This window comes from Flavobacterium pectinovorum, from assembly GCF_006438875.1.
Taxonomy (GTDB): domain Bacteria; phylum Bacteroidota; class Bacteroidia; order Flavobacteriales; family Flavobacteriaceae; genus Flavobacterium; species Flavobacterium pectinovorum_A.
In genome coordinates this window covers 157,225-181,109 of the sequence record NZ_RCZH01000003.1, presented here as the reverse complement: position 1 = coordinate 181,109, position 23,885 = coordinate 157,225, and the positions used below count along the sequence as shown (strand labels likewise).

Annotated in this window: 24 protein-coding genes; 9 read left to right on the top strand and 15 right to left on the bottom strand. The window is 31.9% G+C overall.

The features are described 5' to 3' along the window. Nucleotides 1-7 precede the first annotated feature (7 nt). The 5 genes from EAH81_RS05220 to EAH81_RS05200 form a co-directional block, all read right to left on the bottom strand. On the bottom strand, nucleotides 8-946 hold the full coding sequence (locus tag EAH81_RS05220; RefSeq protein ID WP_140504510.1) for a cbb3-type cytochrome c oxidase N-terminal domain-containing protein: 939 nt from the start codon (nucleotides 944-946) through the stop codon (nucleotides 8-10). A 1-nt stretch (nucleotide 947) separates the two neighbouring features. Further along, nucleotides 948-1,142 carry a CcoQ/FixQ family Cbb3-type cytochrome c oxidase assembly chaperone gene (locus EAH81_RS05215; RefSeq protein ID WP_140504509.1) on the bottom strand — a complete coding sequence of 65 codons (195 nt, stop codon included), beginning with the start codon at nucleotides 1,140-1,142 and terminating at the stop codon, nucleotides 948-950. Nucleotides 1,143-1,149: 7 nt separating this feature from the next. Next, complete coding sequence (gene ccoN, locus EAH81_RS05210; protein ID WP_140504508.1) at nucleotides 1,150-3,336, bottom strand: cytochrome-c oxidase, cbb3-type subunit I; 2,187 nt, start codon at nucleotides 3,334-3,336, stop codon at nucleotides 1,150-1,152. 3 nt (nucleotides 3,337-3,339) lie between these two features. Further along, the gene (gene ccoS, locus EAH81_RS05205; RefSeq protein WP_140504507.1) at nucleotides 3,340-3,531 is read right to left on the bottom strand and encodes a cbb3-type cytochrome oxidase assembly protein CcoS; all 192 of its coding nucleotides are present in this window, start codon (nucleotides 3,529-3,531) and stop codon (nucleotides 3,340-3,342) included. Nucleotides 3,532-3,640: 109 nt separating this feature from the next. Continuing rightward, the gene (locus EAH81_RS05200) at nucleotides 3,641-6,034 is read right to left on the bottom strand and encodes a heavy metal translocating P-type ATPase (protein ID WP_140504506.1); all 2,394 of its coding nucleotides are present in this window, start codon (nucleotides 6,032-6,034) and stop codon (nucleotides 3,641-3,643) included. A gap of 204 nt (nucleotides 6,035-6,238) precedes the next feature. On the opposite strand from EAH81_RS05200, the gene EAH81_RS05195 reads away from it, so the two are divergent. After that, on the top strand, nucleotides 6,239-6,919 hold the full coding sequence (locus EAH81_RS05195) for a Crp/Fnr family transcriptional regulator (RefSeq protein ID WP_140504505.1): 681 nt from the start codon (nucleotides 6,239-6,241) through the stop codon (nucleotides 6,917-6,919). Here EAH81_RS05195 and mazG read toward each other — a convergent pair whose 3' ends face one another. From mazG to def, 3 genes are all read right to left on the bottom strand, one after another. Further along, the gene (gene mazG, locus EAH81_RS05190; RefSeq protein WP_140504504.1) at nucleotides 6,920-7,690 is read right to left on the bottom strand and encodes a nucleoside triphosphate pyrophosphohydrolase; all 771 of its coding nucleotides are present in this window, start codon (nucleotides 7,688-7,690) and stop codon (nucleotides 6,920-6,922) included. A 100-nt stretch (nucleotides 7,691-7,790) separates the two neighbouring features. After that, nucleotides 7,791-8,279, bottom strand: a complete 489-nt coding sequence (locus EAH81_RS05185) for a DUF5606 domain-containing protein (RefSeq protein WP_140504503.1) — start codon at nucleotides 8,277-8,279, stop codon at nucleotides 7,791-7,793. A 69-nt stretch (nucleotides 8,280-8,348) separates the two neighbouring features. Continuing rightward, on the bottom strand, nucleotides 8,349-8,939 hold the full coding sequence (gene def / locus EAH81_RS05180; protein ID WP_140504501.1) for a peptide deformylase: 591 nt from the start codon (nucleotides 8,937-8,939) through the stop codon (nucleotides 8,349-8,351). Between the two features lie 201 nt (nucleotides 8,940-9,140). Between def and EAH81_RS05175 the strand changes: the two genes are divergently transcribed. Beyond that, the gene (locus EAH81_RS05175) at nucleotides 9,141-11,363 is read left to right on the top strand and encodes an FUSC family protein (protein ID WP_140504499.1); all 2,223 of its coding nucleotides are present in this window, start codon (nucleotides 9,141-9,143) and stop codon (nucleotides 11,361-11,363) included. A 24-nt stretch (nucleotides 11,364-11,387) separates the two neighbouring features. On the opposite strand, the gene EAH81_RS05170 is transcribed toward EAH81_RS05175, so the two are convergent. The 6 genes from EAH81_RS05170 to EAH81_RS05145 form a co-directional block, all read right to left on the bottom strand. Continuing rightward, complete coding sequence (locus tag EAH81_RS05170; RefSeq protein WP_140504497.1) at nucleotides 11,388-11,963, bottom strand: cysteine hydrolase family protein; 576 nt, start codon at nucleotides 11,961-11,963, stop codon at nucleotides 11,388-11,390. A gap of 93 nt (nucleotides 11,964-12,056) precedes the next feature. Next, the gene (locus tag EAH81_RS05165) at nucleotides 12,057-13,553 is read right to left on the bottom strand and encodes a malate:quinone oxidoreductase (protein WP_140504495.1); all 1,497 of its coding nucleotides are present in this window, start codon (nucleotides 13,551-13,553) and stop codon (nucleotides 12,057-12,059) included. Nucleotides 13,554-13,674: 121 nt separating this feature from the next. Then, complete coding sequence (ruvX, locus tag EAH81_RS05160) at nucleotides 13,675-14,091, bottom strand: Holliday junction resolvase RuvX (RefSeq protein WP_140504493.1); 417 nt, start codon at nucleotides 14,089-14,091, stop codon at nucleotides 13,675-13,677. Nucleotides 14,092-14,115: 24 nt separating this feature from the next. Beyond that, nucleotides 14,116-14,397 (bottom strand): type II toxin-antitoxin system RelE/ParE family toxin, encoded by a 282-nt coding sequence (locus EAH81_RS05155; protein WP_140504491.1) that lies wholly within the window; start codon nucleotides 14,395-14,397, stop codon nucleotides 14,116-14,118. Further along, nucleotides 14,387-14,671 (bottom strand): hypothetical protein, encoded by a 285-nt coding sequence (locus tag EAH81_RS05150; protein ID WP_241676513.1) that lies wholly within the window; start codon nucleotides 14,669-14,671, stop codon nucleotides 14,387-14,389. Before EAH81_RS05150 ends, EAH81_RS05155 begins: the two co-directional genes overlap by 11 nt. Before the next feature lie 121 nt (nucleotides 14,672-14,792). Then, on the bottom strand, nucleotides 14,793-15,422 hold the full coding sequence (locus EAH81_RS05145; RefSeq protein ID WP_140504489.1) for a PAS domain-containing protein: 630 nt from the start codon (nucleotides 15,420-15,422) through the stop codon (nucleotides 14,793-14,795). Between the two features lie 292 nt (nucleotides 15,423-15,714). Here EAH81_RS05145 and EAH81_RS05140 point away from each other — a divergent pair, with 292 nt between their 5' ends. The 3 genes from EAH81_RS05140 to EAH81_RS05130 all read left to right on the top strand — a co-directional run bounded on the left by EAH81_RS05140 (nucleotide 15,715) and on the right by EAH81_RS05130 (nucleotide 18,479). Beyond that, nucleotides 15,715-16,530 (top strand): 2,3,4,5-tetrahydropyridine-2,6-dicarboxylate N-succinyltransferase, encoded by an 816-nt coding sequence (locus EAH81_RS05140; protein ID WP_026982140.1) that lies wholly within the window; start codon nucleotides 15,715-15,717, stop codon nucleotides 16,528-16,530. A gap of 105 nt (nucleotides 16,531-16,635) precedes the next feature. Beyond that, complete coding sequence (locus EAH81_RS05135) at nucleotides 16,636-17,712, top strand: glycosyltransferase family 9 protein (protein ID WP_241676512.1); 1,077 nt, start codon at nucleotides 16,636-16,638, stop codon at nucleotides 17,710-17,712. Beyond that, the gene (locus EAH81_RS05130) at nucleotides 17,709-18,479 is read left to right on the top strand and encodes a glycosyltransferase family 2 protein (RefSeq protein ID WP_140504487.1); all 771 of its coding nucleotides are present in this window, start codon (nucleotides 17,709-17,711) and stop codon (nucleotides 18,477-18,479) included. The genes EAH81_RS05135 and EAH81_RS05130 overlap by 4 nt, the downstream gene beginning before the upstream one ends. Here the strand turns inward: EAH81_RS05130 and EAH81_RS05125 are convergent. Then, complete coding sequence (locus EAH81_RS05125) at nucleotides 18,476-19,246, bottom strand: Kdo domain containing protein (protein WP_140504485.1); 771 nt, start codon at nucleotides 19,244-19,246, stop codon at nucleotides 18,476-18,478. The two genes, EAH81_RS05130 and EAH81_RS05125, sit on opposite strands and share 4 nt — an antisense overlap. A gap of 133 nt (nucleotides 19,247-19,379) precedes the next feature. Between EAH81_RS05125 and EAH81_RS05120 the strand changes: the two genes are divergently transcribed. The 4 genes from EAH81_RS05120 (at nucleotide 19,380) to EAH81_RS05105 (ending at nucleotide 23,834) form a co-directional block, all read left to right on the top strand. After that, on the top strand, nucleotides 19,380-20,480 hold the full coding sequence (locus tag EAH81_RS05120) for a glycosyltransferase family 4 protein (RefSeq protein WP_140504483.1): 1,101 nt from the start codon (nucleotides 19,380-19,382) through the stop codon (nucleotides 20,478-20,480). A gap of 352 nt (nucleotides 20,481-20,832) precedes the next feature. After that, entirely contained in the window at nucleotides 20,833-21,795 is a 963-nt protein-coding gene (locus EAH81_RS05115) for a hypothetical protein (protein ID WP_140504481.1), read from the top strand. Between the two features lie 10 nt (nucleotides 21,796-21,805). Further along, nucleotides 21,806-22,777 (top strand): hypothetical protein, encoded by a 972-nt coding sequence (locus EAH81_RS05110; protein WP_140504479.1) that lies wholly within the window; start codon nucleotides 21,806-21,808, stop codon nucleotides 22,775-22,777. A 238-nt stretch (nucleotides 22,778-23,015) separates the two neighbouring features. Next, on the top strand, nucleotides 23,016-23,834 hold the full coding sequence (locus tag EAH81_RS05105) for a glycosyltransferase (RefSeq protein WP_140504477.1): 819 nt from the start codon (nucleotides 23,016-23,018) through the stop codon (nucleotides 23,832-23,834). Nucleotides 23,835-23,885 lie beyond the last annotated feature (51 nt).

The window sequence follows — 23,885 nt, the reverse complement described above, 5'->3', positions numbered from 1 at the left end:
ATTGTAATTATTTTTTAACTTCAGTACTGTCTTTTTTTGTACTTGCAGTGGCATCTTTTGGAGCATTCTCATCAACCCAGATTTCGCCTTCCGGAGCTTTTGGCTCTTTTGGATTACTTCCTTGCAAAGACAGAATATAACTGGCAACTTTTTGAATCTCTTTTGGTTTTAAACCATTCGTTTTCCATGATACCATTCCTTTTCCGTCACGCCCTCCATTAGTTATCGTATGGAAGACATTTTTTATTCCTCCACCCAGAATCCAATGGTCGTCAGTTAAGTTTGGTCCAATTTGCCCTCCACCATCAGCACGGTGACAAGCCGCACAATTGGTTGTGAATATTTCTTTACCGGCTGCCAGACTTTCAGCATCGGTAAGCAAAACGACCGTTTTTTCATCCATTAAATCCGGAGCGGTTTTAAGATATTCATCTACATCAATTTTTGCCTGAGCCATTTCTTTTTTAAGCTCCATTTCCTGGTCATCACCTCCAAAGACTTCGTAACGAACAAAATAGATTACTCCAAAAATAATACAGATGTAAAATAAATAGACCCACCAAGGCGGCAAGTTATTGTCCAGCTCTTTAATTCCATCATAATCATGATCCATTAACAAATCACCTTCTTTTTCAATTGGCTGTGTTTGAGTTAGCTTGAGCATTAAATCTTTATACCAGGTGCTCTCGGTCAAACTTAAGCTATTCTCGTATTCTAATTTTGCCTTTTCTTCTGGTGACATCAATTGATACATAACGCGATTAACCGCACTTAACGTGATTTCGATGGCGATCAAAATAAAAAGAAAGACTAATAAGAAAACTGAAACCATTGGATACTTTATAAAAGCTGGTCTATCTCCTGAATCTATCAAATATTCCATCAAAGCAAAAGCTATGAAGAAAATCAGCGGTACTCTTATATATGCTGGGAAATTTTTTTTCATTTTAAATATCTTTTGAAATTATACTACACCCTTCATCTAATGGTATTTCACTCATTTCCTGAATTTTTTCTTTTTTATAGGAGAACACCCAAAAGCCTAAACCAACGAAAAAGAAAAAGAATATCAAGAGAGAAAGTATCGGGTAAATTTCTACACCCGATATAGTTTCCATATTGTGTTTTATTTGTTCAAACATAATGCTGTTATTTAGAAGTCTCTTTTACTTTAATATCAGTTCCAAGTCTTTGTATATAAGCAATCAAAGCAACGATTTCCCTCTCATTCATCGGAACGAATTTTTCGCCTTTTGCAGCTGCTTTTTTCTTGCTTTGCTCATAACTTTTCACATAGTCAGGATCATTTTCTAAGTTTTTTTCTATTGCAAGAGCCTGAGTTCTTAATGTTTTTTGTGCATTTGCAACTTCTGCTTCCGTATATGGAACACCAAGCGTAACCATAACCTGCATTTTCTTTTGAGTTAAAGAAATATCCATTGGTTCATTATCAAATAACCATTTATAACCCGGCATAATAGAACCTGCAGAGATACTTTGTGGATTCCAGAAGTGATTAAAATGCCAGTTGTCATTATATTTCCCTCCCACTCTTAATAAATCAGGACCTGTACGTTTTGATCCCCACAAGAACGGGTGATCATAAACAAATTCCCCTGCTTTTGATTGTGGTCCGTAACGCTCTACTTCACTTCTAAATGGACGTACTGATTGTGAATGACAACCCACGCAACCTTCTCTGATATATAAATCACGCCCTTCAAGCTCTAAAGGCGTATAAGGTTTAACACTTGAAATTGTTGGGATATTTGATTTGACCATAATTGTTGGTACTATTTGAATAACTCCTCCAATTAAAATAGCAACTGTTGCTAAAATGGTTAACTGAATTGGTTTTCTCTCTAACCACGAATGGAATTTTTCTCCTTGAAGCCTGTTATTACTAATTCTTTGTAAAGCCGGAGCCTGTGCTAATTCATCTTCAATAGTCTCACCTGCTCTAACGGTCATTATAATATTGTAAACCAATGTGAACATTCCCACTAAATACAAAGTACCTCCAATTGCTCTCATCCAGTATAACGGCATAATTGCAGTAACTGTTTCAAGGAAATTACCGTAGGTTAATGTACCATCCGGATTAAACTGTTTCCACATTGACGCTTGCTGAAAACCAGCTACGTACATAGGTAAAGTGTATAAAATAATTCCTAAAGTTCCAATCCAGAAATGGAAATTGGCTAATTTCTTTGAGAACAATGTACTTTTTGTCATTCGGGGAATCAACCAGTAAATGATACCAAAAGACATGAAACCATTCCAGGCTAAAGCTCCTACGTGAACGTGTGCAATAATCCAGTCTGTATAGTGGGCAATAGCATTTACATTTTTAAGAGAAAGCATCGGACCTTCAAAAGTTGCCATACCATAACCTGTAATTGCCACCACAAAGAACTTTAAAACCGGTTCTTCACGAACTTTATCCCACGCGCCTCTTAGTGTTAAAAGTCCGTTGATCATACCTCCCCAAGACGGAGCAATTAACATTACAGAAAATGCAACACCTAGATTTTGTGCCCAGTTTGGCAAAGCCGAATATAATAAATGGTGTGGACCAGCCCAGATATAAATAAATATCAAAGACCAAAAGTGAATAATAGATAATCTATAAGAATATATAGGACGATTGGCAACTTTTGGAATGAAGTAATACATCAATCCTAAGAATGGGGTTGTCAGGAAAAACGCAACCGCATTGTGACCGTACCACCATTGGACCAACGCATCCTGAACTCCTGCGTAAACAGAGTAGCTTTTTAAGGCTGATACCGGAATTTCGATATTATTAAAAATATGCAATACGGCAACGGTAACAAATGTTGCAAGGTAAAACCAAATCGCTACATACAAATGACGCTCTCTGCGACGCAACATTGTACCTATCATATTGATTCCCATTACAACCCAAATAAGTGCAATTGCAATGTCAATAGGCCATTCCAGCTCAGCATATTCTTTTGAAGAAGTATATCCTAATGGTAATGTAATTGCTGCAGCTACAATAATAAGCTGCCAGCCCCAAAAATGTAAATTGCTTAAAAAATCACTAAACATTCTGGCTTTTAACAAGCGCTGTAACGAATAATACATACCCGCAAAAAAGGCATTTCCAACGAAGGCAAAAATAACTGCATTGGTGTGTAATGGTCTTAATCGACCGTAACTAAGCCATGAAATCCCATCTGTAATGTTGGGAAAAAGGTACATAACCGCCAGAGTTAGCCCCACTAACATACCAACTACTCCAAAAAGGATAGTGGCATAAATGAATTTTTTTACAATTTTGTTATCGTAGTAAAACTGTTCCATTTCCATAATTTATACTTGTTTTTCTTCGGTTGGTGATTTAGTATCCTGAGGTGTAATTTTAGTTTCATCGTCAAAAAGCATTCTGACTGAAGGTGTATAGTCATCGTCATATTGCCCCGACTTGACAGCTATTATAAATGCAATGAAGAACCCTATTGCTACGAAAATACTGACTGAAATTAATAGATAAATAACACTCATACCCTAAAATTTATGTTAACAAACATACTATGTTAGCGGCTGGTAAAATATGATAATTATCATAGTGGAAGTATATTGTTAAATTTATAAAAAAATACTCACAAATTATTTATAATCGTTTTAAATTACTCTTACTGAAATAGTTAGACATTAAAGTAACAAAACTCACTATCGTAATAGTACTTAAAGGCATAATAATCGCAGCAACTAAAGGGAGTAAATTGCCTGTAATAGCGAAAGAAAGTCCTACAATATTATAGAGTAATGATAAAATAAAACTCATTTTAATTATTACAATTGACTTTTTCGACAACTTTAAAAAATAATTAAGTCGTGAAAACTCGTTTGCAGCCAAAATTGCATCACAAGCAGGAGAAAATACATTGACATTTTCAGAAATAGAGATCCCGACATTACTTTGCGCTAAAGCTCCAGCATCATTTAGACCATCACCAACCATCATTACATTTTGACCGTTTTCCTGCAGTTTTTTGATGAACTCCAGTTTTTGTTCCGGTTTTTGATTAAAAATCAATTCTGTATTTTTAGGTAAAATACGCTCTAGATTTGTTTTTTCACCATCATTGTCGCCTGAGAGCACTTTAATTTGATAATCTTTACTTAGTGTCAGGAATAATTTCTCTAACCCTTCACGATATTGATTCTGGAATGCAAATTTGCCATAATAGACATTATCAATTCTAATATGCAGACCTGTTTTTTCGATTTCTGAGCTATCTGAAATTGGGCTTTCGACAAATTCGGCAGATCCAATTTTGATTGTTCTATTCGCTAAAGATGCCCGAATTCCTTTTCCTGTTATTTCCTGAAAGTCATCAATTATAAGTCTTTTTGTATCGGGTAGAAAATCATACAACATTCGGCTTAAGGGATGATTTGAGCCTCGAAGAACATTTTTTATGAGTACATAATCTTCATCACTTAATACATTCCCTTCATATAGAATATTCGATTTTTTGTTCGTTGTAATTGTTCCGGTTTTGTCAAAAACTATCGTATCAACTTTTGCCAATTGTTCAATTACCAAAGCATTTTTTAGATACATTTTTTGCTTACCCATAATCCTCAGGATGTTACCAAAGGTAAACGGTGCCGTAAGTGCCAGTGCACAAGGGCAAGCCACAATTAAGACGGCTGTAAAAACATTAAAAGCAGTATTGGCATCCATAAATATCCAATAGCCAAATCCTCCAAATGCAATTAATAATAATATAGGAGTAAAATAACGACTGATTGCATCCGTAATTGTTTTGTGTTTTTGGAAGATCTTTTTCTGGAAAATCTCATTGCTCCATAATTGTGTCAGATAACTTTGTGAAACGGAATGCAAAACTTCCATTTCGACCACCTTACCTATTTGCTTTCCGCCCGCAAATACTTTATCTCCCGATTTTTTTGTTATAGGAACTGCTTCTCCGGTAACGAAACTATAATCAATTTCAGCACTTTCGCTTATTAAGATACCATCTACTGGAATTAATTCCTGATTTCTAATCAATAATCTGTTCCCTTTTAAAATATCATAAATAGGAACACTCTCTTCTGATGCATCCGGATTGATTCGGGTAACGGCAATTGGAAAATAGGATTTAAAATCCCTTTCGAAACTTAGGAAACTATAGGTTTTAATTTGAAACATTTTTCCAAGCAGCATAAAGAAAACAAGTCCTGTTAAACTGTCAAAAAAACCGGATCCGTAATTCATGAAAATATCAAAACTACTTCGAACAAACATGACAATAATTCCTAAAGCAATAGGAATATCAATATTCAGCATTCTTGATTTAATACTTTTGTAAGCAGAAACATAATAACCACTTGCTGAATATAAAAAACTCGGCAATGCCAAAATAAAAATTAGAATCCTAAAAAAAGGTTTATAGTTATCCAGCCAAAATTCCTTGATTTCAAAATATTCCGGAAAAGAAAGTAACATGATATTTCCAAAACAAAAGAAAGCGACTCCAAGTTTGTAAGTCAAACTTCGGTCAATACTATCTTTTCCTGTTTCGTAATTTTCTAGACTAATATAAGGTTCATAACCAATTGAACTCAGCAAATTTGCGATTGCCTTGAGAGAAACAAGGTCTGAATTGAAAGTGATGCGAACTCTTTTTTCAGGAAAATTAACTTGTGAGCTACTAATTCCAGACTGAATTTTATTTAGATTTTCAAGAATCCAAATACAGGAACTACAGTGAATGTGCGGTATATTTAAAGAAACTATGGCAGTGTTTCCTTCTTGAAATTCTAAGATTTTTGATAATATAGCTTCATTGTCCAGAAAGTCATATTTACCTTGTATGTCTTGCGGAGTAGCACCAGGCGATTTTTCAAAATCATAATAGCAGGTTAAATCATGAAGACTAAAAATTTCGTAAACAGTTTTACAGCCGTTGCAACAAAACTTTTTTTCATCAAAATTGATTTCTTCATTTTTAGGAATGGTAAGTCCACAATGAAAGCAACTTTGCTCACTCATAATTTGTTTCTTTTTTAATGTAACAAATATTCCAAATAAGAACCGACATTAAATATGACAATTATCATAGTATATTTAAATCGAATTCTAATTTACTGAAATAAAATAGGCGAATAACATCATTAAGTTTTTTCTGCTTTTTTTCAGTAATAATAGCACCTTCGAAAGCTAATATTGGTTAATTTTGCAGTAAATTATTTTGCTATGAATAAATGTGACCAATGTATCGTAAGACAATTATCTTCTCTTAAAGCACTCAATAAAGATGAAGTTATACAATTGGCAAATAGCAAAACTACCTACAAGATTAAAAAAGGTGAAGCTATTTTTGAGGAAGGTGAAGTTACTAATGGTGTTTTTTGCATAAAAGATGGTGTTGGAAAACTTTCTAAACTAAGCGCAAACGGAAAAGATCAAATCGTAAAATTAGTACAGTCGGGGGAGCTTTTAGGACAGCGTTCTATGATTAGCAATGAACCTGCAAACTTATCTGCTAAAGCTGTTGCCGATATGGAAGTTTGTTTTATTCCGAAAGCTGAAATTTTACATTTTTTTAATAACAACAATCAGTTCTCTATGAATTTGATGCAATCTGTTTGTGAAGATTTAAAAGAATCTGAAAATGATAAAATTGCATTGGTTCAAAAAACCGTAAAACAAAGATTAGCAGAAACCTTACTGCATTTGTATGATGCTTTTGGCGAAAATACGGATCAAACACTTAAAGTGCAACTGACAAGAGAAGAATTAGCGGGTATTATTGGTACAGCTACGGAAAGTTGTATCAGACTCTTGTCTGACTTTAATAAATTGGAATTGATTGAATTAGTTGGTAAAAAAATTAAGCTTAAAAATATAAAAGCATTAAAGAAACTATCAGAGTAATTATATTTTTTTAGCTTCATTCCAAAACACGTCCATTTCAGCCAAAGTCATATCCATTAAAGGTTTCCCCAATTCCCCTGCTTTACTTTCTAAGTATTGAAAACGCTTGATGAATTTTTTATTGGTGCGTTCTAAAGCATCCTCCGGATTCACATTTAGAAATCTTGCATAGTTAATCATCGAGAACAAAACATCTCCAAATTCGGCCTCAATTTTATCCTGATCGCCGGATTTTACTTCTACTTGCAATTCTTCCAGTTCTTCTCGTACCTTATCCCAAACCTGATGTGGTTCTTCCCAATCAAAACCAACTCCTTTTACTTTATCCTGAATTCGGCTTGCTTTTACCAATGCCGGCAAACTTTTTGGAACTCCTTCCAAAACTGATTTTTTACCTTCTTTAAGCTTTAGTTTTTCCCAGTTTTGTTTGACCTCTTCTTCATCTTTTACCACAGTATCACTATAAATATGCGGATGACGATGAATTAACTTATCACAGATTTCATTACAAACATCTGCCATATCAAAATCATTAGTTTCAGAACCTATTTTTGCATAAAAAACAATATGCAGTAATAAATCTCCCAATTCCTTTTTAACTTCATTCAAGTCATTATCCAAAATAGCATCTCCTAATTCATAGGTTTCTTCGATCGTAAGATGTCTCAGCGTTTGCAAAGTTTGCTTTTTATCCCAGGGACATTGTTCGCGAAGTTCATCCATTATGATTAATAATCTTTCGAATGCCTTAAGTTGAAGTTCTTTGCTCATTTTTTGAAGTTTTATTTAGGTTTTAACCGAAATGTAAAAGTAAAAAATCCTGTCAAGAAAACATCTCAACAGGATTAATATATTTGAATGTAATAATTTACTATTCTTCTTTTTTAACTTTTGCTTTTTTAGCAACAGGAGCTTTTTTTGGTTTTTCTTCAGCAACCGGAGCTTCTTCGGTAGTTTCAGCAGTTGGAGCTGGAGCCCAATCAGTAACTAAACCTTTAGATTGAAGCGTGTTATACCAATTTAATACTTTTTTAATATCAGAAGGATAAACTCTTTCTTCATCATAATCAGAAAGGATTTCTTTAAAATAAGCCGCTAATGTAGCATTATCTTCTTTGTGCGAAATTGCCTGACCTTTGTTTTCCTTAGTAGCAATACGTTGCATTATTTCAGTTAAAGGTTTTTCACCATTCTGTGTATATATTGAAATTTCTGACAATAGACTTACATTACTTTTTAAGTTTACTGTAATTTTTTTTCCGTCAATTAACGATTCTGCCACGAAACCTGTACGTGTTTGTACTTTCAATTCGTATAAACCTGGTTTCCCAGAAATGGCTAAAATTTTCTCTAAATTCATGTTTATTAAAATTAGTATTAAGAATTTGATTTATTATATTTTGTTGATTCTAAACTTACGTTAGAATTCTTATCTTCCTTTTTTAGCAGCAGCAAATTTCATTCGGTACTCTTGAAAAGTTTTACCTTCAGTAATATTTTTCAATTTCTTTTGAATTAAACGTTTTTTCAATGAAGATATTTTATCGGTAAATAAGACACCTTCAATATGATCATATTCGTGCTGAATTACTCTTGCTATTAAACCATCAAAAACTTCTGTTTTCATTACGAAATCTTCTTCACAATATTCTATTGTAACAGTTGGTTTTCTATACACATCTTCGCGAACATCCGGAATACTTAAACATCCTTCGTTAAAACTCCACTCCTCACCTTCTTCTTTAACGATCTTGGCATTGATAAAAGTCTTTTTAAATCCTTTTAAATCTTTTTGCTCTTCTGATGGTAAATCTTCATCATCGCTAAAAGGAGTCGTATCAATCACAAACAAACGAATTGCTATACCAACTTGCGGCGCAGCTAGTCCAACACCATAAGCGTTGTACATGGTTTCATACATGTTTGCTATTGTTTCTTTTAAGTTTGGGTAATCCGGCGTAATCGCCTCGCCCACTTTTCTTAAAACAGGATCACCATATCCCACAATTGGTAAAATCATTTGTATTATTTTAATGTATTATCTACTGAAAAACCTAAATATAGTCCTCCTTAATTCAGTTGGCAAAAATAGTAAAAAATAGTCAATGAATAATTTTCTATAATAGAATATATCTATTTTTTGATAGCTACCCAAAATCTCATCCATAATTATGCCAAAATAATTCGTACAATTCTTACCTTTGCTCGTAAACCGCAATTTATGCTTGATCGTATCTCGAAATTTACCAACAGTACTTCTTTTTTAAATGCCTCAAAAGTAACTATTGCTTCTGTTGTTCCTGTTTTGATTTTAAATTTTTTAGGGCATTTCGAAATTGGTTTTACAATTGCCTTAGGTGCTTTTTATACCTATCCAAGTGATATTCCAAGTTCATTAAGTCACAAAATAAAAGGACTTATTGTGGCTTCATTTATTGTATCCGGAGTCAATTTATTAGTAAATCTCGCTTATCCATATCCTTTTATATTTTATCCTTTTCTAGGTTTCCTGCTTTTTCTATGCTCCATGATTTCAGTATATGGACAACGTGCTACCTTAGTTTCATTCTCGGCTTTATTGTCTATTTCTTTATCATTTGGACATTTACATGAAGGAAGGGAAGCTTTTGAATATTCAGGATTTATATTTCTTGGTGGTATTTTATATTTGATTGTATCTCTTGTCTTTCATTTTGTACAGCCTTATAAATATGTGGAATTGCAAATTGCTGAAGGAATAAAACAAACGGCAAAATACTTAAAATTAAGAGGCGATTTATGGAGTCCTGAAGCTAACAGACAAGCCATAATAGAAAAACAATTGGCTGTGCAGGTTGATTTAAACCTGATTCATGAAGATTTAAGGAAGATGCTTATTGGCAATCAGAGTGCATCTGCAACCACGAGCCAAAACCGTAAAATGCTGCTGGTGTTCATTACATTAGTCGAAATTCAGGAATTGGCACTTTATACTTCATTTGATCACAGCAAGCTTCACGAGAAATTCGCCAAGCATCCGGATGTTCTTAGAACCTATCAGAATGTTGCTTATAAGCTAGCTTCAACTTTAAAAAAGTTATCTAAAAACGTACATCATATTGCGGTTTATGTCGACAAAAACGATTTAAAAAATGAACTCGACGCTCTTGAATTTGCCATTTTTGATTATGAGAAAACATTAGGCAAAGACGAAGCTGCTGAAGGTGTTTTGATGTTAACCAATATGCTGAAATACGCAAAAAATCAGGTTGGAAAAATCAAAATTATTCAACGTGCTTTCTCACTTGCAATGCAATCTTACAAGTTAAAAGATAAAGACAAAGAGCTTGAAAAATTCCTGACTCCACAATATTATCCATTACGTACATTAACCGAAAATTTAAGTTTATCGTCTTCTATTTTCAGGCATTCTTTGCGCTTAACAATCACTATTTTGATTGGTTTCGTTATCGGACAGCTTTTACCGTTTCAGAATGTATATTGGATTTTATTGACGATAGTAGTAATTATGCGTCCTGGTTACGGATTAACTAAGGAACGTTCCTACAATAGAATTTTCGGAACTATTTTAGGAGGATTACTGGCTTTTGGAATTGTTTCTGTCATTCAAAACCACGTTGCGCTGAGTATATTGTCTATTGTTTGTATGCTGCTTGGAATTTCGTTTACACAAATCAACTATAAAATAAGTGCTACGTTTGTTACTATGTATGTTGTTTTTATTTATGGAATTTTGACTCCCAATGTTGTTGAAGTTATTCAGTTTCGAGTTTTGGATACGCTCGCAGGAGCTACTTTAGCTTTTATTGCGAATCAGTTTTTATGGCCGGCATGGGAGTTTATAAATACGCCTATTCATATTGAAAATACGATTCGTGCCAATAGAAATTATCTTAAGGAAATCGCTGATTTTTATAATAAAAAAGGAGAAATACCAACTTCTTACAGATTAGCCCGAAAAAATGCTTTTGTTGAAATTGGTAATTTAATGACTTCTTTTCAACGAATGATGCAGGAACCAAAATCGAAGCAAAAAACATTGCCTCTGGTTAATAAACTTGTGGTTTTAAACCATTCGATATTATCTGCCTTAGCCTCATTATCAACTTACATTCAGTCGCACCAAACAACATCAGCTTCAGAATCATTCAATTATATTATCAAAACTATATTATCAAATTTAGATCATTCGATTTCTATTTTGAGAAATGAAGCAATTATAACAGATACATTTTTTGATAAAGAAGATGTGACTTTACAATTTGAAGAACTTAAACGTGTTAATTTTAAACGTTTGGCAGCAGATGACGAACTCGATAAAGAAACTCGTCAGGCCAAGATGCAGGAAGCTCAAATGGTAATCGAACAATTAATTTGGATGAGTAACCTTGCCGAAAAAATTCTGACAATTACAAAAGAATTTAAGGAAACAGAACAGGATTAACTGTAAAAAGATCCAAGATTTATCTTAAATAATATTTTGCTTCAGGAAATCTGTTGTTATAACTGTTGCAAATTCTTCATTTAAACTGGCAAGTGCTGTTTCGTGCATTAACTCCGCCGAAAAATTTTGCCCATCTAAACCTTTTTTATTAAAAGTTGCCGTTGCGTCTGAAATCACAAATGTTTCGTATCCAAAATTACCTGCCATTCTGGTTGTTGTTGACACGCAATGATCTGTTGTTAATCCTAAAATCACAAGAGTTTTAATATTAGCGCTATCTAATTGTTCTTTTAAATTTGTCCCAATAAATGCACTGTTTACATTTTTCCTGATGATTACTTCTCCATCAATTGGCTTAACTAATTCTTTAATTTCATTTCCAACATTATTCTCATTAAGCAATGAATTTGGATTAGAGGAACAATGCTGAACATGAAAAACAGGAAGTTTATTTTCTCTCCAAAGATTCAATATTTGACTTGCATTTTCTTCAGCATTCAAATTATTTCTTTCTCCACCCCAATATTCAATATTGTCAAATCCTTTTTGAATGTCAATTAAGATTAAAGCAGCCGGTTCATTTATTTTAGAAATTCCCATATTTTTGATTTTTATTTTAAACAATTAGGGCTTAGTTTATTTTCAAAACTAAGCCCTTTATTTTCTCTGATTAGAAATTGAGATTCAAATTTTCTAATTATTTAGTTTCAAAACTTCAGAAGTATGTTTTCTAAGTTCTGCTAAAAACTCTGGTTTATCATTTAAAGTTTGTCCGTAAGAAGGAATCATATTTTTCATTTTTGCTTCCCATTCCGGTGTTTTAATTTGGTCTGTAAAACATCTGCTTACCAAATCTATCATAATGGCAACTGCAGTGGATGCTCCCGGAGAAGCTCCTAATAATACTGCAAGAGTTCCGTCGTGTGTATTGATAACTTCTGTACCAAATTCTAAAACTCCACCTTCCTTTTCATCTTTTTTAATTACCTGAACACGTTGTCCCGCTTTCTCCAATTTCCAATCTTTAGAACGTGCTGTTGGCAAATATTCGCGTAAAGCTTTCATTCGGTCTTTTGGAGATTGACGTACCTGGTCAATTAAATATTTAGTTAATGGAATATTATGAAATCCCGCTGATAACATCGGAATTAAATTGTTTGCTTTTATAGATAATGGTAAATCTAAATAAGAACCATTTTTTAAGAAACGAGTCGAAAATCCTGCAAAAGGCCCAAAAAGCAATGCTTTTTCTCCATCAATTACACGAGTATCAATATGAGGAACAGACATTGGAGGCGCTCCAACACTAGCTTTTCCGTAAACTTTTGCCTGATGTTTAGCAATTACTTCCGGATTGGTACATTTTAACCATTGTCCGCTTACCGGAAAACCGCCATAACCATTTCCTTCAGGAACATTTGCTTTTTCTAATAAGGGCAATGAACCACCACCAGCACCAATAAAAACAAATTTAGTATAAGCTTTTCGCTTGTCACCTGTTGCAATATCAGTAACTTTAATTCTCCACGTTTTATCTTCACGTTGTTTTAATTTTGTTACTTCATGATTAAAGTATAGTTTAACACCATCTAGTTTCTCTAAATAATTAAACATACTTCTTGTCAAAGCCCCAAAATTAACGTCAGTACCAATTTCCATGTGAGTAGCTGCTAATTTTTCATTAGCTTCTCTACCTTCCATTACAAGCGGCATCCATTCTTTCAGCTTTTCGAAGTCAGAACTAAATTCCATTTGAGAAAAAATAGGATTGCTTTGCAATGCTTCGAATCTCTTTTTAAGATATTCTACATTTTTCTCTCCCCAAACAAAACTCATATGAGGAACACTTTTAATAAAATTATCGGGAGATGGTACTTTATTTTCCTGCACTAAATAAGACCAGAATTGACGAGAAATCTCAAAAGATTCTGCTATACTTATTGCTTTTTTAGGATCAATACTTCCGTCAGCCTGTTCCGGAGTGTAATTTAGCTCACAAAAAGCTGAATGTCCTGTTCCTGCATTATTCCAAGCATCAGAACTCTCGGCAGCAGCAACATCTAATCTTTCGTAAATTTCAATTTTTATGTCAGGTTGTAATTCTTTCAAAATTACTCCCAGAGTGGCACTCATAATTCCCGCTCCAATAAGTACTACTTCACTATTAGAACGTATTGTTTCATTAGGCATAACAGTATTGTTTTTAAAATGCAAAGGTACTTTTTATAATTGCAAAAAAAAACTAAAATTACATGATAAAAGTTATGTTTTTCTAAAAAATAAAAGACTAGGGCTTTGAACGTTAAAAAAATTAAAAACGTTTTGAAGAAAGATAATCCTGAAGCATTATTGTAGCCGAAATTTCATCAATTAAACCTTTATTCTGACGTTGCTTTTTACTCAGTCCGCTATCGATCATGGTTTGAAAAGCCATCTTTGAAGTAAAGCGTTCATCAACACGAACGACTTTCATATCCGGAAAAATATTAGAAAAATGCGTTACAAATCCCTTAACAATTGAAGCACTTTCTGAAGGCTGACCGTTCATTTGTTTAGGTTCGCCAATTAAAACTGCCTCGACTTTTTCTTTGGCAAAATAATCTTTCAAAAAATCAATTACAGTAGTTGTGGGAATCGTAGTCAAACCTGATGCAATGATCTGCATTTCGTCAGTAACGGCAATTCCGGTGCGTTTTTGTCCGTAGTCTATGGAGAGGATTCTTGGCATTTTTGAATTTTTAGCAAATTTACTTTAAAATAATTCTTTATGTTTTAAAATACCAATAATATAAACTATTTCTAATTCAGATTCTATTCTGATAATTGTAGTATAACCTTTAAAAACATAATCTCTATACTTTTCTTCCTTAAAGTAAATAGATTTTTTAAAGAGAAAAGGATTTACTAAATCCTTTTTTAAATTTTTAAGCAGATCTGTTTTAAATTTTTTCGCAGCAATTGGTTTATCTTTAGCTATATATTTTAATAATTCTTTAAGTTCCATCATAAAATCTTCGGTAAAACTAACTTTCATATTTTGAAATAGTTTTTTCTAAGATTTCATCTAATTCTTCAAACGTATAAAGCTTCACTGTACCATTATCAATTTTAGCCGCCGTAACTTCAAGTTTTCTTTTATTTCTCTCAAAATTAGGATCAACAAAAGTATCTTCTTCAACTATTTTCAATTCATCTGAAGAAAATGAACTTAATAATTTTAAGATTTTTTCTTTAATTTCTGGCTGAAATTCTAATCTAATCGCTTCCATAATACTTTCATTTATACTACAAATATAAGCTTTTTTCACACATCACCTTTTTTGGATTTAACTTTCCAAGCCAAAATCTATATGAATTAAAAAATCCGTTTTGAAAACTCAAAACGGACTTTTACCCAAATATCTGAAACTAAAAAAAATACAATTAATTTTACCTATTAAATAATCTTCTGAAAAAACCTCTTTCCTCCTCTTCCTCCTCTTCTGCTGCTACATACTGAGAAAACTTCGATTGCCCTTTTTCATGTTCATATATCAACTCCTTAATATATTCGACATAGGTTCTCTTTTTTTCTTCGAGAAATCCAATCAAATATTTTTCACTAAACTCTACTCCGCTTGCTGCTTCAATTTGCAAAAGCTTTTTATATAAAGGAATAATATGTTGCGTAATCACTTCTTGCGGAACAGATTGTCTTCGTCCAAAATAATTTACAATTACACCGTTTTCATCTTTTGCAATTTCAAAATCAGTAATTACCCAGTAATATCTGCCGGATTTGGCCAAATTTTTTACAATCGCGTGGAAGTTTTTTCCACTTTTAAGATTTTCCCAAAGCACTTTAAAAATAACTTTTGGCATATCCGGATGGCGAATAATATTGTGTGGCTGCCCCATTAGCTCGTAATCTTCGTAACCTGAAACGTCTACAAATGTCTCATTAGCATATTCAATGATGCCAAAAGCATTTGTTTTACTCATAATTACCTGAGTTTTGTCCCACGAGACTTCTTTATCAATAACTGGAATTCGGTTTTGCAGTTGATTTTCTTGATTCATTTTTTACTGATTATAATGATTTGTTTTGGAATGGTATTTTATAATTCCGAATTATTAAGTAGTTCCGGAATCGTGCCGCGAAATTAGAGAGAAGAAAAAATTCAAAATCTGATTTTTGTCATATTTTGATATTAAAAAAACTTTTAGAGGAAGTTATTTGAAAATTTTATCATTATTAGTCAAAATTTTATTTATCAAATTAAAAACAAAAAGTTATATCTGTAACATTTTACAAAGGTTTTACTTTTTTGCTTTTGCCCAAATACGTTATCTTTGCCAAAAATTAAATCATATGAATTCTTTACAAACTATAATTGAACAAGCTTGGGAAAACAGAGCTTTATTACAAGAAACTACTACAACTGATGCCATTAGAGAGGTAATCGAATTGGTTGATGCAGGAAAATTACGTTGTGCTGAACCAGTTGGTGATAAGTGGCAAGTAAACGAATGGGTTAAGAAAGCAGTTGTAATGTATTTCCCAATTCAAAAAATGGAAACATGGGAATCAGGTATTTTCGAATATCACGACAAAATGTTGCTAAAAAGAGGTTATGCTGAAAAAGGAATTCGTGTAGTACCAAACGCTGTTGCACGTTACGGAGCTTATATTTCAAGCGGTGTAATTTTAATGCCAAGTTATGTAAATATTGGTGCTTATGTAGACGAAGGAACTATGGTTGATACTTGGGCAACTGTTGGTAGTTGTGCTCAAATTGGTAAAAATGTTCACTTAAGCGGTGGTGTTGGCATTGGTGGAGTTTTAGAGCCATTGCAAGCTGCTCCGGTAATTATCGAAGACGGTGCTTTTATTGGTTCTCGTTGTATTGTTGTAGAAGGAGTTCATGTTGGTAAAGAAGCTGTTCTTGGTGCTAACGTTTGTTTGACTGCTTCAACAAAAATTATCGATGTAACTGGTGATGAGCCTGTTGAAATGAAAGGCTTTGTTCCTGCACGTTCAGTTGTAATTCCTGGAAGTTATACTAAAAAATTCGCTGCCGGTGAGTTTCAGGTTCCATGTGCCTTAATTATTGGTACACGTAAACCATCTACAGATTTAAAAACTTCATTAAATAATGCACTTCGTGAATACGACGTTGCGGTTTAAATTTTAAATTCTAATATTTTAAATTCCAAATTCCAATCTTAACAATTGGAATTTGGATTTTTTTTGCTTCAATTTGTAGCTCTATAATATGATTAAGCTTTCTAAATGAAGATACTTGTAATTCAACAAAAAATGATTGGTGACGTTTTGATTAGCAGTATAATATGCAATAATTTGCGTATTGCTTATCCTGATGCTCAAATAGATTATTTGGTTTATGCCTCGACAACTCCGGTTTTAGAAGGTAATTCAAGTATTGACAATATTATTTTATTCGAAGAAAAACATCGTAAAAGCAAAAAGGAATTATTAAATCTTGGTTTACAAATCCGAAAAGAAAAGTATGATTTATTAATTGACGCTTATTCCAAACTCGAAAGTTGGATTTTGGTATTAATGAGTAATGCCAAAAGAAAAATCTCATATAAAAAACCCGGAAGAACCTTTTTATATACTGATAATGTTCCGTTTGAACCTTTTCCCAAAACCAATTTAGGTTTAGCGATAGAAAGACGTCTTTCTTTATTAGAACCTCTAGATTTAAATATAAAAACAGATCCTATTCCTAAATTATTTGTTTCTGAAAAAGAAAATCAGGAAGCCATTGCTCTTTTTGAAAAACATAATGTTCGAAAAGATCGAAAAACCATTATGATAAGCCTTTTAGGAAGTGAAAAGTTAAAAACATATCCTTTAGAATTCATGGCAAAAGTAGTTGATTATATTGCTGACAATGCCGATGTGAATATTCTTTTTAATTATTTTCCGAAGCAGATTGAAGAGGCAAAAATTGTTTTTGACGCTTGCAAACCTTCCACTCAGGAAAAAATTTATTTTGATTTATTAGGAGGAGATTTGCGCTCTTTTATTGGTTTAGTAAATCAATGTGATTTAATAATTGGTAATGATGGCGGTGCAATCAATATGGCAAAAGCACTTGAAAAATCCTCTTTTATTATTTTTTCTCCTTGGATAGAAAAGAAAATCTGGGCTACTTTTGAAGACGGTATTCACCATCTTTCAGTACATTTAAAAGATTTTCGTCCTGATTTATTCGAAGAGAAAACAGAGAAAATGCTCAAAAAAGAGTCTTTATCTTTATATCAGGAATTTAAACCTGAGTTTTTTAAGGATAAAATCGAATTGTTTCTAAAGCAAAATCTAAGCTCTTCTGCAAAATGATTTCACCCGAAAAACAACTCTTAACGGCTTTGGTTATAACTTATAATGAAGAACAAAACATAAAAATTGTTCTCGACCATTTGGCTTTTGCGGATGAAATTATCGTGGTAGATTCTTTCAGTTCAGATAAGACCTTCGAAATAGCAGCTTCTTTCAAAAATGTAAAAGTTTTCCAGCGTTCTTTCGACAACTTTGCTTGTCAACGCAATTATGCTTTAAGTTTGGCTTCAAATTCATGGATTCTTTTTATGGATGCCGACGAAAGGTTAACGCCCGAACTTCAGCAGGAAATCAGTTTTGTGATCCATCAGAAAAATAGTGCTTCAGCTTATTTTATGCGTCGAAATTTTATGTTCGAAAATAAAAAATTACGCTTTAGCGGATGGCAAACGGATAAAATCATTAGACTTTTCAAGAAAGAAAATGCCAGTTATAATATCAAGAAAATCGTTCACGAAAAACTAATCGTAAACGGAAGAATCGGTAAGCTAAAAAACAGGCTTGTTCATCATTCCTATTCGAATTATGACGATTACAAACAAAAGATGGTTTTCTACGGACAATTAAAAGCTCAGGAAGAAATTTTAAAAGAAACGTCTCCCAATTTTTTCCATTTTTATATTCGTCCTGCCTATCAATTTCTGAATCAATATCTGGTTCGCTTTGGTTTTCTGGATGGTAAAAAAGGAATAATAATTTGCTATTTAAATGCGTTGAGTGTTGCCGTACGTTTTCAGGAACTTAAAAAGATTAAGGCAAAAAATTAAGATTTTTTCCAGAATTTCAGTTTCTTTTTAAGCCTTTTCTTTTTTGCAAATCCTTCTTGAAAATCAGCAGTTGCCTGCCACATTTTTTCGAAAATCTCAGCTTCGGTTTTCTCCGTATAAAACTTTGAATATTCGTTGCTCATTATTGCAATCATTCCTTTTTGCGGTGTTAAACGACTGAAGTTATTCATGCGTTGCTCAAAACTCATTGAATCGTGAAAATTCATTCGGTTTAAATCCACTAAGAAAAAATCATATTGATTTTCAGCTCCTTTTTTGATCAAAGTATTTCCCGGAGAATGATCGAGAAACTCCACTCCTTTTTCGTGCAAATCAAATGTAAACTTCGTAAATTGTCTTAATATATTGTCATGATCCGGATAATCAGGAATTTCTACAAGCTCTCTATATGTCAATTCAGTTATCAAATGTTCGCTGGCATAATAACTATCTTTTAAACCAATAGCATTAAAATTTTCAAGAAATGCAATAGGTTCTGGAGTTCCTATTTTCTTTTCTAATAAAATTGTAGCATATTCAAAAGATCTTCTTGCTTTTGATTTTCTGAAATATTTATAAGCAACTTTGTTTATTATATTCGGAATTTTAAATGATTTGACATTAATTTTCTTTCCGTTTAGATCAAACAACTTAATTTTATTACGATCTCCATTGCCAAAAAGCTCACCAGAAGCACTAAAATCATTGATAATCTGTGTTATAGTTTTTTCTTCGCGCTTAAATTTTTCGTTTATTTGTATGGCCATAGCAAGTATCTGTAATTTTTCAAAGTTCAAAAATAACTAAATGCATTCATAGTAGTAATAAAAACACAACTAATTATTAATTTAAGTCATATTTTTTCTTATATTTTTACACAAAAAAACAGTAAGTCAGCTAATGAAAATATTAAATATTACATCTATCACTGAACTGCGAGGCGGTGATACTCAAATGTATACGGTTTATAATCTTCTAAAAGAAAAAAGTGATTTAAAACAATATATTTTATGTCCTGACAATTCTACTCTTGCAAAAATTTGCAAAAAAGACAATGCTAATTTTTTTACTTATAATAAAAACGCTTTTAAATTATTCAATCTTGTAGTAACGATAATCGATATTTGCAAAAAAGAATCAATTGACATTCTTCATATTCATGATTCTTCGGCACTAAATGCAGGATTAATTGCAGTGAAGTTTTTAAACAAATCAACTACTTTAATCTTAAGCCGAAAGAGAAACAACAGTATCAAAGAGAAATTTTTAAACAGATATAAATATTCGCATCCAAGAATTGAAAAAATTATTTGTGTATCTAAAGCAGTTGAATCCATCTTTGATAAAATTATATTAGATAAAGAACGCCTGATAACTATTTATGACGGCATTGATGTAGAGAAATTTGCTCAAAATACGAATAAAAAGCTGCTTCATGCGGAATATAAATTTTCATCTGACACAAAAATCATTGGGAATATTGCGGGGTTAACAAATCAAAAAGACATCTATACCTTTATTGATACAGCAAAAAAAATTAAAGCAAAGAATGATACGGGTCATCCAATAAAATTTGTTATTATTGGTGATGGACCTTTAAAAGACGATTTAATTAAATACACGATCAAAAATGATTTAGAAAATGATATCTTTTTTACAGGCTTTAGAAGTGTACCGGATTTACTTCCTGAATTTAATGTATTTCTATCAACCTCAATTACTGAAGGACTTCCGCTTACTGTTTATGAAGCATTTGCCAGTAGAATCCCTGTTGTTTCGACAAAAGCAGGAGGAATTCCAGAAGTTGTATCAGATGGAGAAACAGGATTTTTAGCTGCCTTAAAAGATGCTGAAACATTATCGAAAAGAGTCCTTGAAATTTTAATTAATCCTTCGTTAGAAGAAAATATTAAAGTAAATGCGTACAATTTAGTAAAACAAAACCATGATTTATGTGTAATGCAAAAACACTATTATGATTTTTATAAAACTTTATCTTAATAACTGGTCATTTTTTAGATTTCAAAATAAATTAAAATTAGAAGTTTGTATTGGCTATCATTCTTGCCAAATTTGGTATTAAAATTTTAAAAAGACATGAAAAAAACTTTCAAAAATCACGCAACCTTTAACGGCTTTTGATATCTTAATAAAAAACCTGTGCTCATAAAAAATGAAACACATTTTTCTTTAATTTTTTAAAGATTTTTTTGAAAAAAAAGCACAATAAATTCTTTTTAATATCTTCGCCAACTTAAGAAACATCTGATATTATAAATATCATTCATTACCAGCCTAATAGACAATCTTAATTTTAACATTAAATATTACATTTCAACAACAAAAACAATTTATGCGTATCACCTTAGTAAGCTATGATAATTGGGGATTTAATAATCACATTGCGATCTCTTTAAGACAAAAGGGACATAATGTACATCATATTAATTTTAATAAATATGAATACAAGTATCCTAATTTTCTTTGCCGAATACATAATTTTATTCTGAAGACTTTTTTTAAGAAAAACTTAAAAACGATGTATTTTGGAAAAAAAATTCTTGAAAACCTAAAAGAAATTAATGAAATACAAGATGTAATACTAGTCATCAAAGGTGACTTTATTGATCCGAAAAGTGTTTTAGAATTAAAGAAATATGGAAAAAAAACAATTGCGTATTTTAATGATAATACCTCTCGTTGTCCAAAAATAATTAGAGTTATTCCTCATTTTGATGATGTTTTTTCATTTGAAAAAGAGGACTGCAAAAAATATAATTTAAAATCTGCTACAAACTGGATCTATAATTCTGGCTGTAATGTGCCTCAAAAACCATTTGAATATAAGGTTTTTAATATTATTTCAAAAGATAGAAGATTACCTATTCTTTCCAGAATTACAGCTGATCTTAAAGCAAAAAATATCAGTCACAAATTTTTTGTTTTTGATAAAAAATACAGACAACAAGCTTCGACTATTGAATTTATAACAAATCATATTCCGTTATCAGAAATAAATGAATATATAAACCGCTCGCAGGTTTTACTTGATGTGAATCGAAAAGGTCAAAGCGGACTTACATTTCGAGTATTTGAGAGCATAGGATTGCAGAAAAAACTAATTACCACAAATTCGGATATCGTAAATTACGATTTTTACAATCCTAAGAATATTTTGGTAATTAACGAAGATAATCCTGATATTCCGTTATCCTTTTTTGAATCAGAATATGAAAATTTACCTGATAATATTTTTTATAAATATACATTAGAAGGCTGGATTGATAATGTAATTTATAATACTCAGACAATTTAATAAAAAAATAATGGCTCAAAATATATACATCGTTTGTCCACCTAAAAAAGCGACTGGAGGTCCGGAAGCGTTACATCAATTAGGTTATATCTTAAATTCACTTGGATATAATGCTAAGATGTTATATTCTAAACATAAAAAAGATCCTGTACATCCATTTTACAAAAATTATAATGTTCCCTACGTTATGAAAGTAAAGGATAGTGCCGAAAATATAATGATTATACCAGAATCAATGACCAATCTTATTGCCAAATATCCTTTGGCACAGAAAAAAGTTTGGTGGTTAAGTCTTGATTTTTACGAGGTTTTGATGAATAGCCGTGAAAAGAAAAAAAATTGGATTCGAAAAATATTTGTGCCTTATAAACATACAGAATATCGTTTTGAACCAAATAAAACTGTTACGCATTGGTACCAATCACAAAGAACAAAAGAGTTTTTACTAACTAAAAAACTCGACAATGATATTGCTTATTTATGTGATTATGTGACGGAGCTTTTCTTTGAAAATTTGCCCGAAGAAAACAGTTTTCCAAAAGAAAACATTATCACTTACAACCCGAAAAAAGGATTGGATAAGATTGAAAAATACATGAATCTTCTTCCTCAATACAATTGGATACCGTTAAGCGGAATGTCACGAGAAGAAATGAGAGATACTTTACGAAAAACAAAATTGCATTTAGATTTTGGTTACTTTCCGGGAAGAGATAAAATTCCGAGAGAAGCATTAATTTCCGGTGTTTGTTTGTTAACAGGTCGTGATGGTACATCTGCCTTTAAAGAAGATCTGGGAATACCTGAAAAATATAAATTACATGCTGATGAAATGCAAACCGAAAAAGTAACGGAACTTATCAATCACGCAATGAATAATTACGAAGAAGTTTTTGAAGAATTATCCTCTTTCAGAGCCTTTGTTATGAATGAAAAAAGCCGAATGATCGAAGACGTAAAAAATCTTTTTAATAAAAATTAATTTTAATATTTTAATTTGAACCATTAAGAGATTAAGCTTATTAACCTTTGAACTTATTTTTTTTAATGTCTTATATAGTCTAGAAGAATTAATACTATATGACCATTGGAAAAAAACATAATAATTTGAACTATTAAGAAATTAAGTTTCATTAAGCAACCAAACTTAATTTTTCTTAATCTCTTAATGGTGAAAAAATATTAAAAACAACTTTTTAATAAAAACTAACTAAAAAACTATGCTTGTAAGCGTTGTAATGATTACTTATAATCACTCTTTATATATTAAACAGGCGATTGAGAGTATTTTATCGCAGGTTACTGATTTTGAATTTGAACTGATTATTTCAAATGATAAATCTACAGATGATACAGATCTGGTTATAAGAGAAACTCTGGCGCAAAACCCAAATGCACATAAAGCAAAATATATCAACCACGAAACTAATCTTGGAATGATGCCTAATTTTGTTTCTGCGCTTAGCAATGCTACCGGTAAATATATCGCATTATGCGAAGGTGACGACTATTGGTGTGATGATAAAAAACTACAAATTCAGGCCGATTTTTTAGAGAACAATCCTGATTTTAGTATTTGCTTTAGCAATGTAGGTTTATTGACTAACAGCGGAATGAAGGAAGATAATCGAAAAAAGAAAATTCCTGAAGTTTCGACTATTAAAGAACTTGCAAAAAACAATTTCATACACACGCCAAGTGTACTATATCGAAATCATCTTATTAAGGAATTTCCAAAATATTTTATTGAAGCTCCAATTGGAGATTATTTCCTGCACATGTTAAATGCGCAACATGGAAAAATTAAATATATCGACAAGGTATTGGCCGTTTATAGAATACACGATGCTTCGTATTGGTCTTCTAAGAAAAATGAAGAACAACGAACCATTATCATTAATTTTCTAAACACATTGAAAACATTTTTTGATGATGATATTCAAAAAATAATTAATCGTCAGATCGAGAAGATTCAATCAAAAGATATGTCGTTTTTCGAGAAAAAACTGTTTAAGCTAAAAAGTTTTTTCAACCGATAAAATAATTTCCAATAAAAAAAAGAAGCCTGTTATTACTACAATAACAGGCTT

What these genes read in the sequence shown, in the direction of transcription:
- EAH81_RS05125 (WP_140504485.1), bottom strand. Translation starts at nt 19,246, where the DNA reads ATGGCCATACAAATAAACGAAAAATTTAAGCGCGAAGAAAAAACTATA.
- EAH81_RS05215 (WP_140504509.1), bottom strand. Translation starts at nt 1,142, where the DNA reads ATGTTTGAACAAATAAAACACAATATGGAAACTATATCGGGTGTAGAA.
- mazG (WP_140504504.1), bottom strand. Translation starts at nt 7,690, where the DNA reads ATGAGCAAAGAACTTCAACTTAAGGCATTCGAAAGATTATTAATCATA.
- EAH81_RS05110 (WP_140504479.1), top strand. Translation starts at nt 21,806, where the DNA reads ATGGCTCAAAATATATACATCGTTTGTCCACCTAAAAAAGCGACTGGA.
- EAH81_RS05105 (WP_140504477.1), top strand. Translation starts at nt 23,016, where the DNA reads ATGCTTGTAAGCGTTGTAATGATTACTTATAATCACTCTTTATATATT.
- EAH81_RS05140 (WP_026982140.1), top strand. Translation starts at nt 15,715, where the DNA reads ATGAATTCTTTACAAACTATAATTGAACAAGCTTGGGAAAACAGAGCT.
- EAH81_RS05145 (WP_140504489.1), bottom strand. Translation starts at nt 15,422, where the DNA reads ATGAATCAAGAAAATCAACTGCAAAACCGAATTCCAGTTATTGATAAA.
- ccoN (WP_140504508.1), bottom strand. Translation starts at nt 3,336, where the DNA reads ATGGAAATGGAACAGTTTTACTACGATAACAAAATTGTAAAAAAATTC.
- EAH81_RS05170 (WP_140504497.1), bottom strand. Translation starts at nt 11,963, where the DNA reads ATGGGAATTTCTAAAATAAATGAACCGGCTGCTTTAATCTTAATTGAC.
- EAH81_RS05165 (WP_140504495.1), bottom strand. Translation starts at nt 13,553, where the DNA reads ATGCCTAATGAAACAATACGTTCTAATAGTGAAGTAGTACTTATTGGA.
- EAH81_RS05120 (WP_140504483.1), top strand. Translation starts at nt 19,380, where the DNA reads ATGAAAATATTAAATATTACATCTATCACTGAACTGCGAGGCGGTGAT.
- EAH81_RS05220 (WP_140504510.1), bottom strand. Translation starts at nt 946, where the DNA reads ATGAAAAAAAATTTCCCAGCATATATAAGAGTACCGCTGATTTTCTTC.
- EAH81_RS05195 (WP_140504505.1), top strand. Translation starts at nt 6,239, where the DNA reads ATGAATAAATGTGACCAATGTATCGTAAGACAATTATCTTCTCTTAAA.
- EAH81_RS05175 (WP_140504499.1), top strand. Translation starts at nt 9,141, where the DNA reads ATGCTTGATCGTATCTCGAAATTTACCAACAGTACTTCTTTTTTAAAT.
- EAH81_RS05185 (WP_140504503.1), bottom strand. Translation starts at nt 8,279, where the DNA reads ATGAATTTAGAGAAAATTTTAGCCATTTCTGGGAAACCAGGTTTATAC.
- EAH81_RS05135 (WP_241676512.1), top strand. Translation starts at nt 16,636, where the DNA reads ATGAAGATACTTGTAATTCAACAAAAAATGATTGGTGACGTTTTGATT.
- ruvX (WP_140504493.1), bottom strand. Translation starts at nt 14,091, where the DNA reads ATGCCAAGAATCCTCTCCATAGACTACGGACAAAAACGCACCGGAATT.
- EAH81_RS05115 (WP_140504481.1), top strand. Translation starts at nt 20,833, where the DNA reads ATGCGTATCACCTTAGTAAGCTATGATAATTGGGGATTTAATAATCAC.
- def (WP_140504501.1), bottom strand. Translation starts at nt 8,939, where the DNA reads ATGATTTTACCAATTGTGGGATATGGTGATCCTGTTTTAAGAAAAGTG.
- EAH81_RS05130 (WP_140504487.1), top strand. Translation starts at nt 17,709, where the DNA reads ATGATTTCACCCGAAAAACAACTCTTAACGGCTTTGGTTATAACTTAT.
- EAH81_RS05200 (WP_140504506.1), bottom strand. Translation starts at nt 6,034, where the DNA reads ATGAGTGAGCAAAGTTGCTTTCATTGTGGACTTACCATTCCTAAAAAT.
- EAH81_RS05155 (WP_140504491.1), bottom strand. Translation starts at nt 14,397, where the DNA reads ATGAAAGTTAGTTTTACCGAAGATTTTATGATGGAACTTAAAGAATTA.
- ccoS (WP_140504507.1), bottom strand. Translation starts at nt 3,531, where the DNA reads ATGAGTGTTATTTATCTATTAATTTCAGTCAGTATTTTCGTAGCAATA.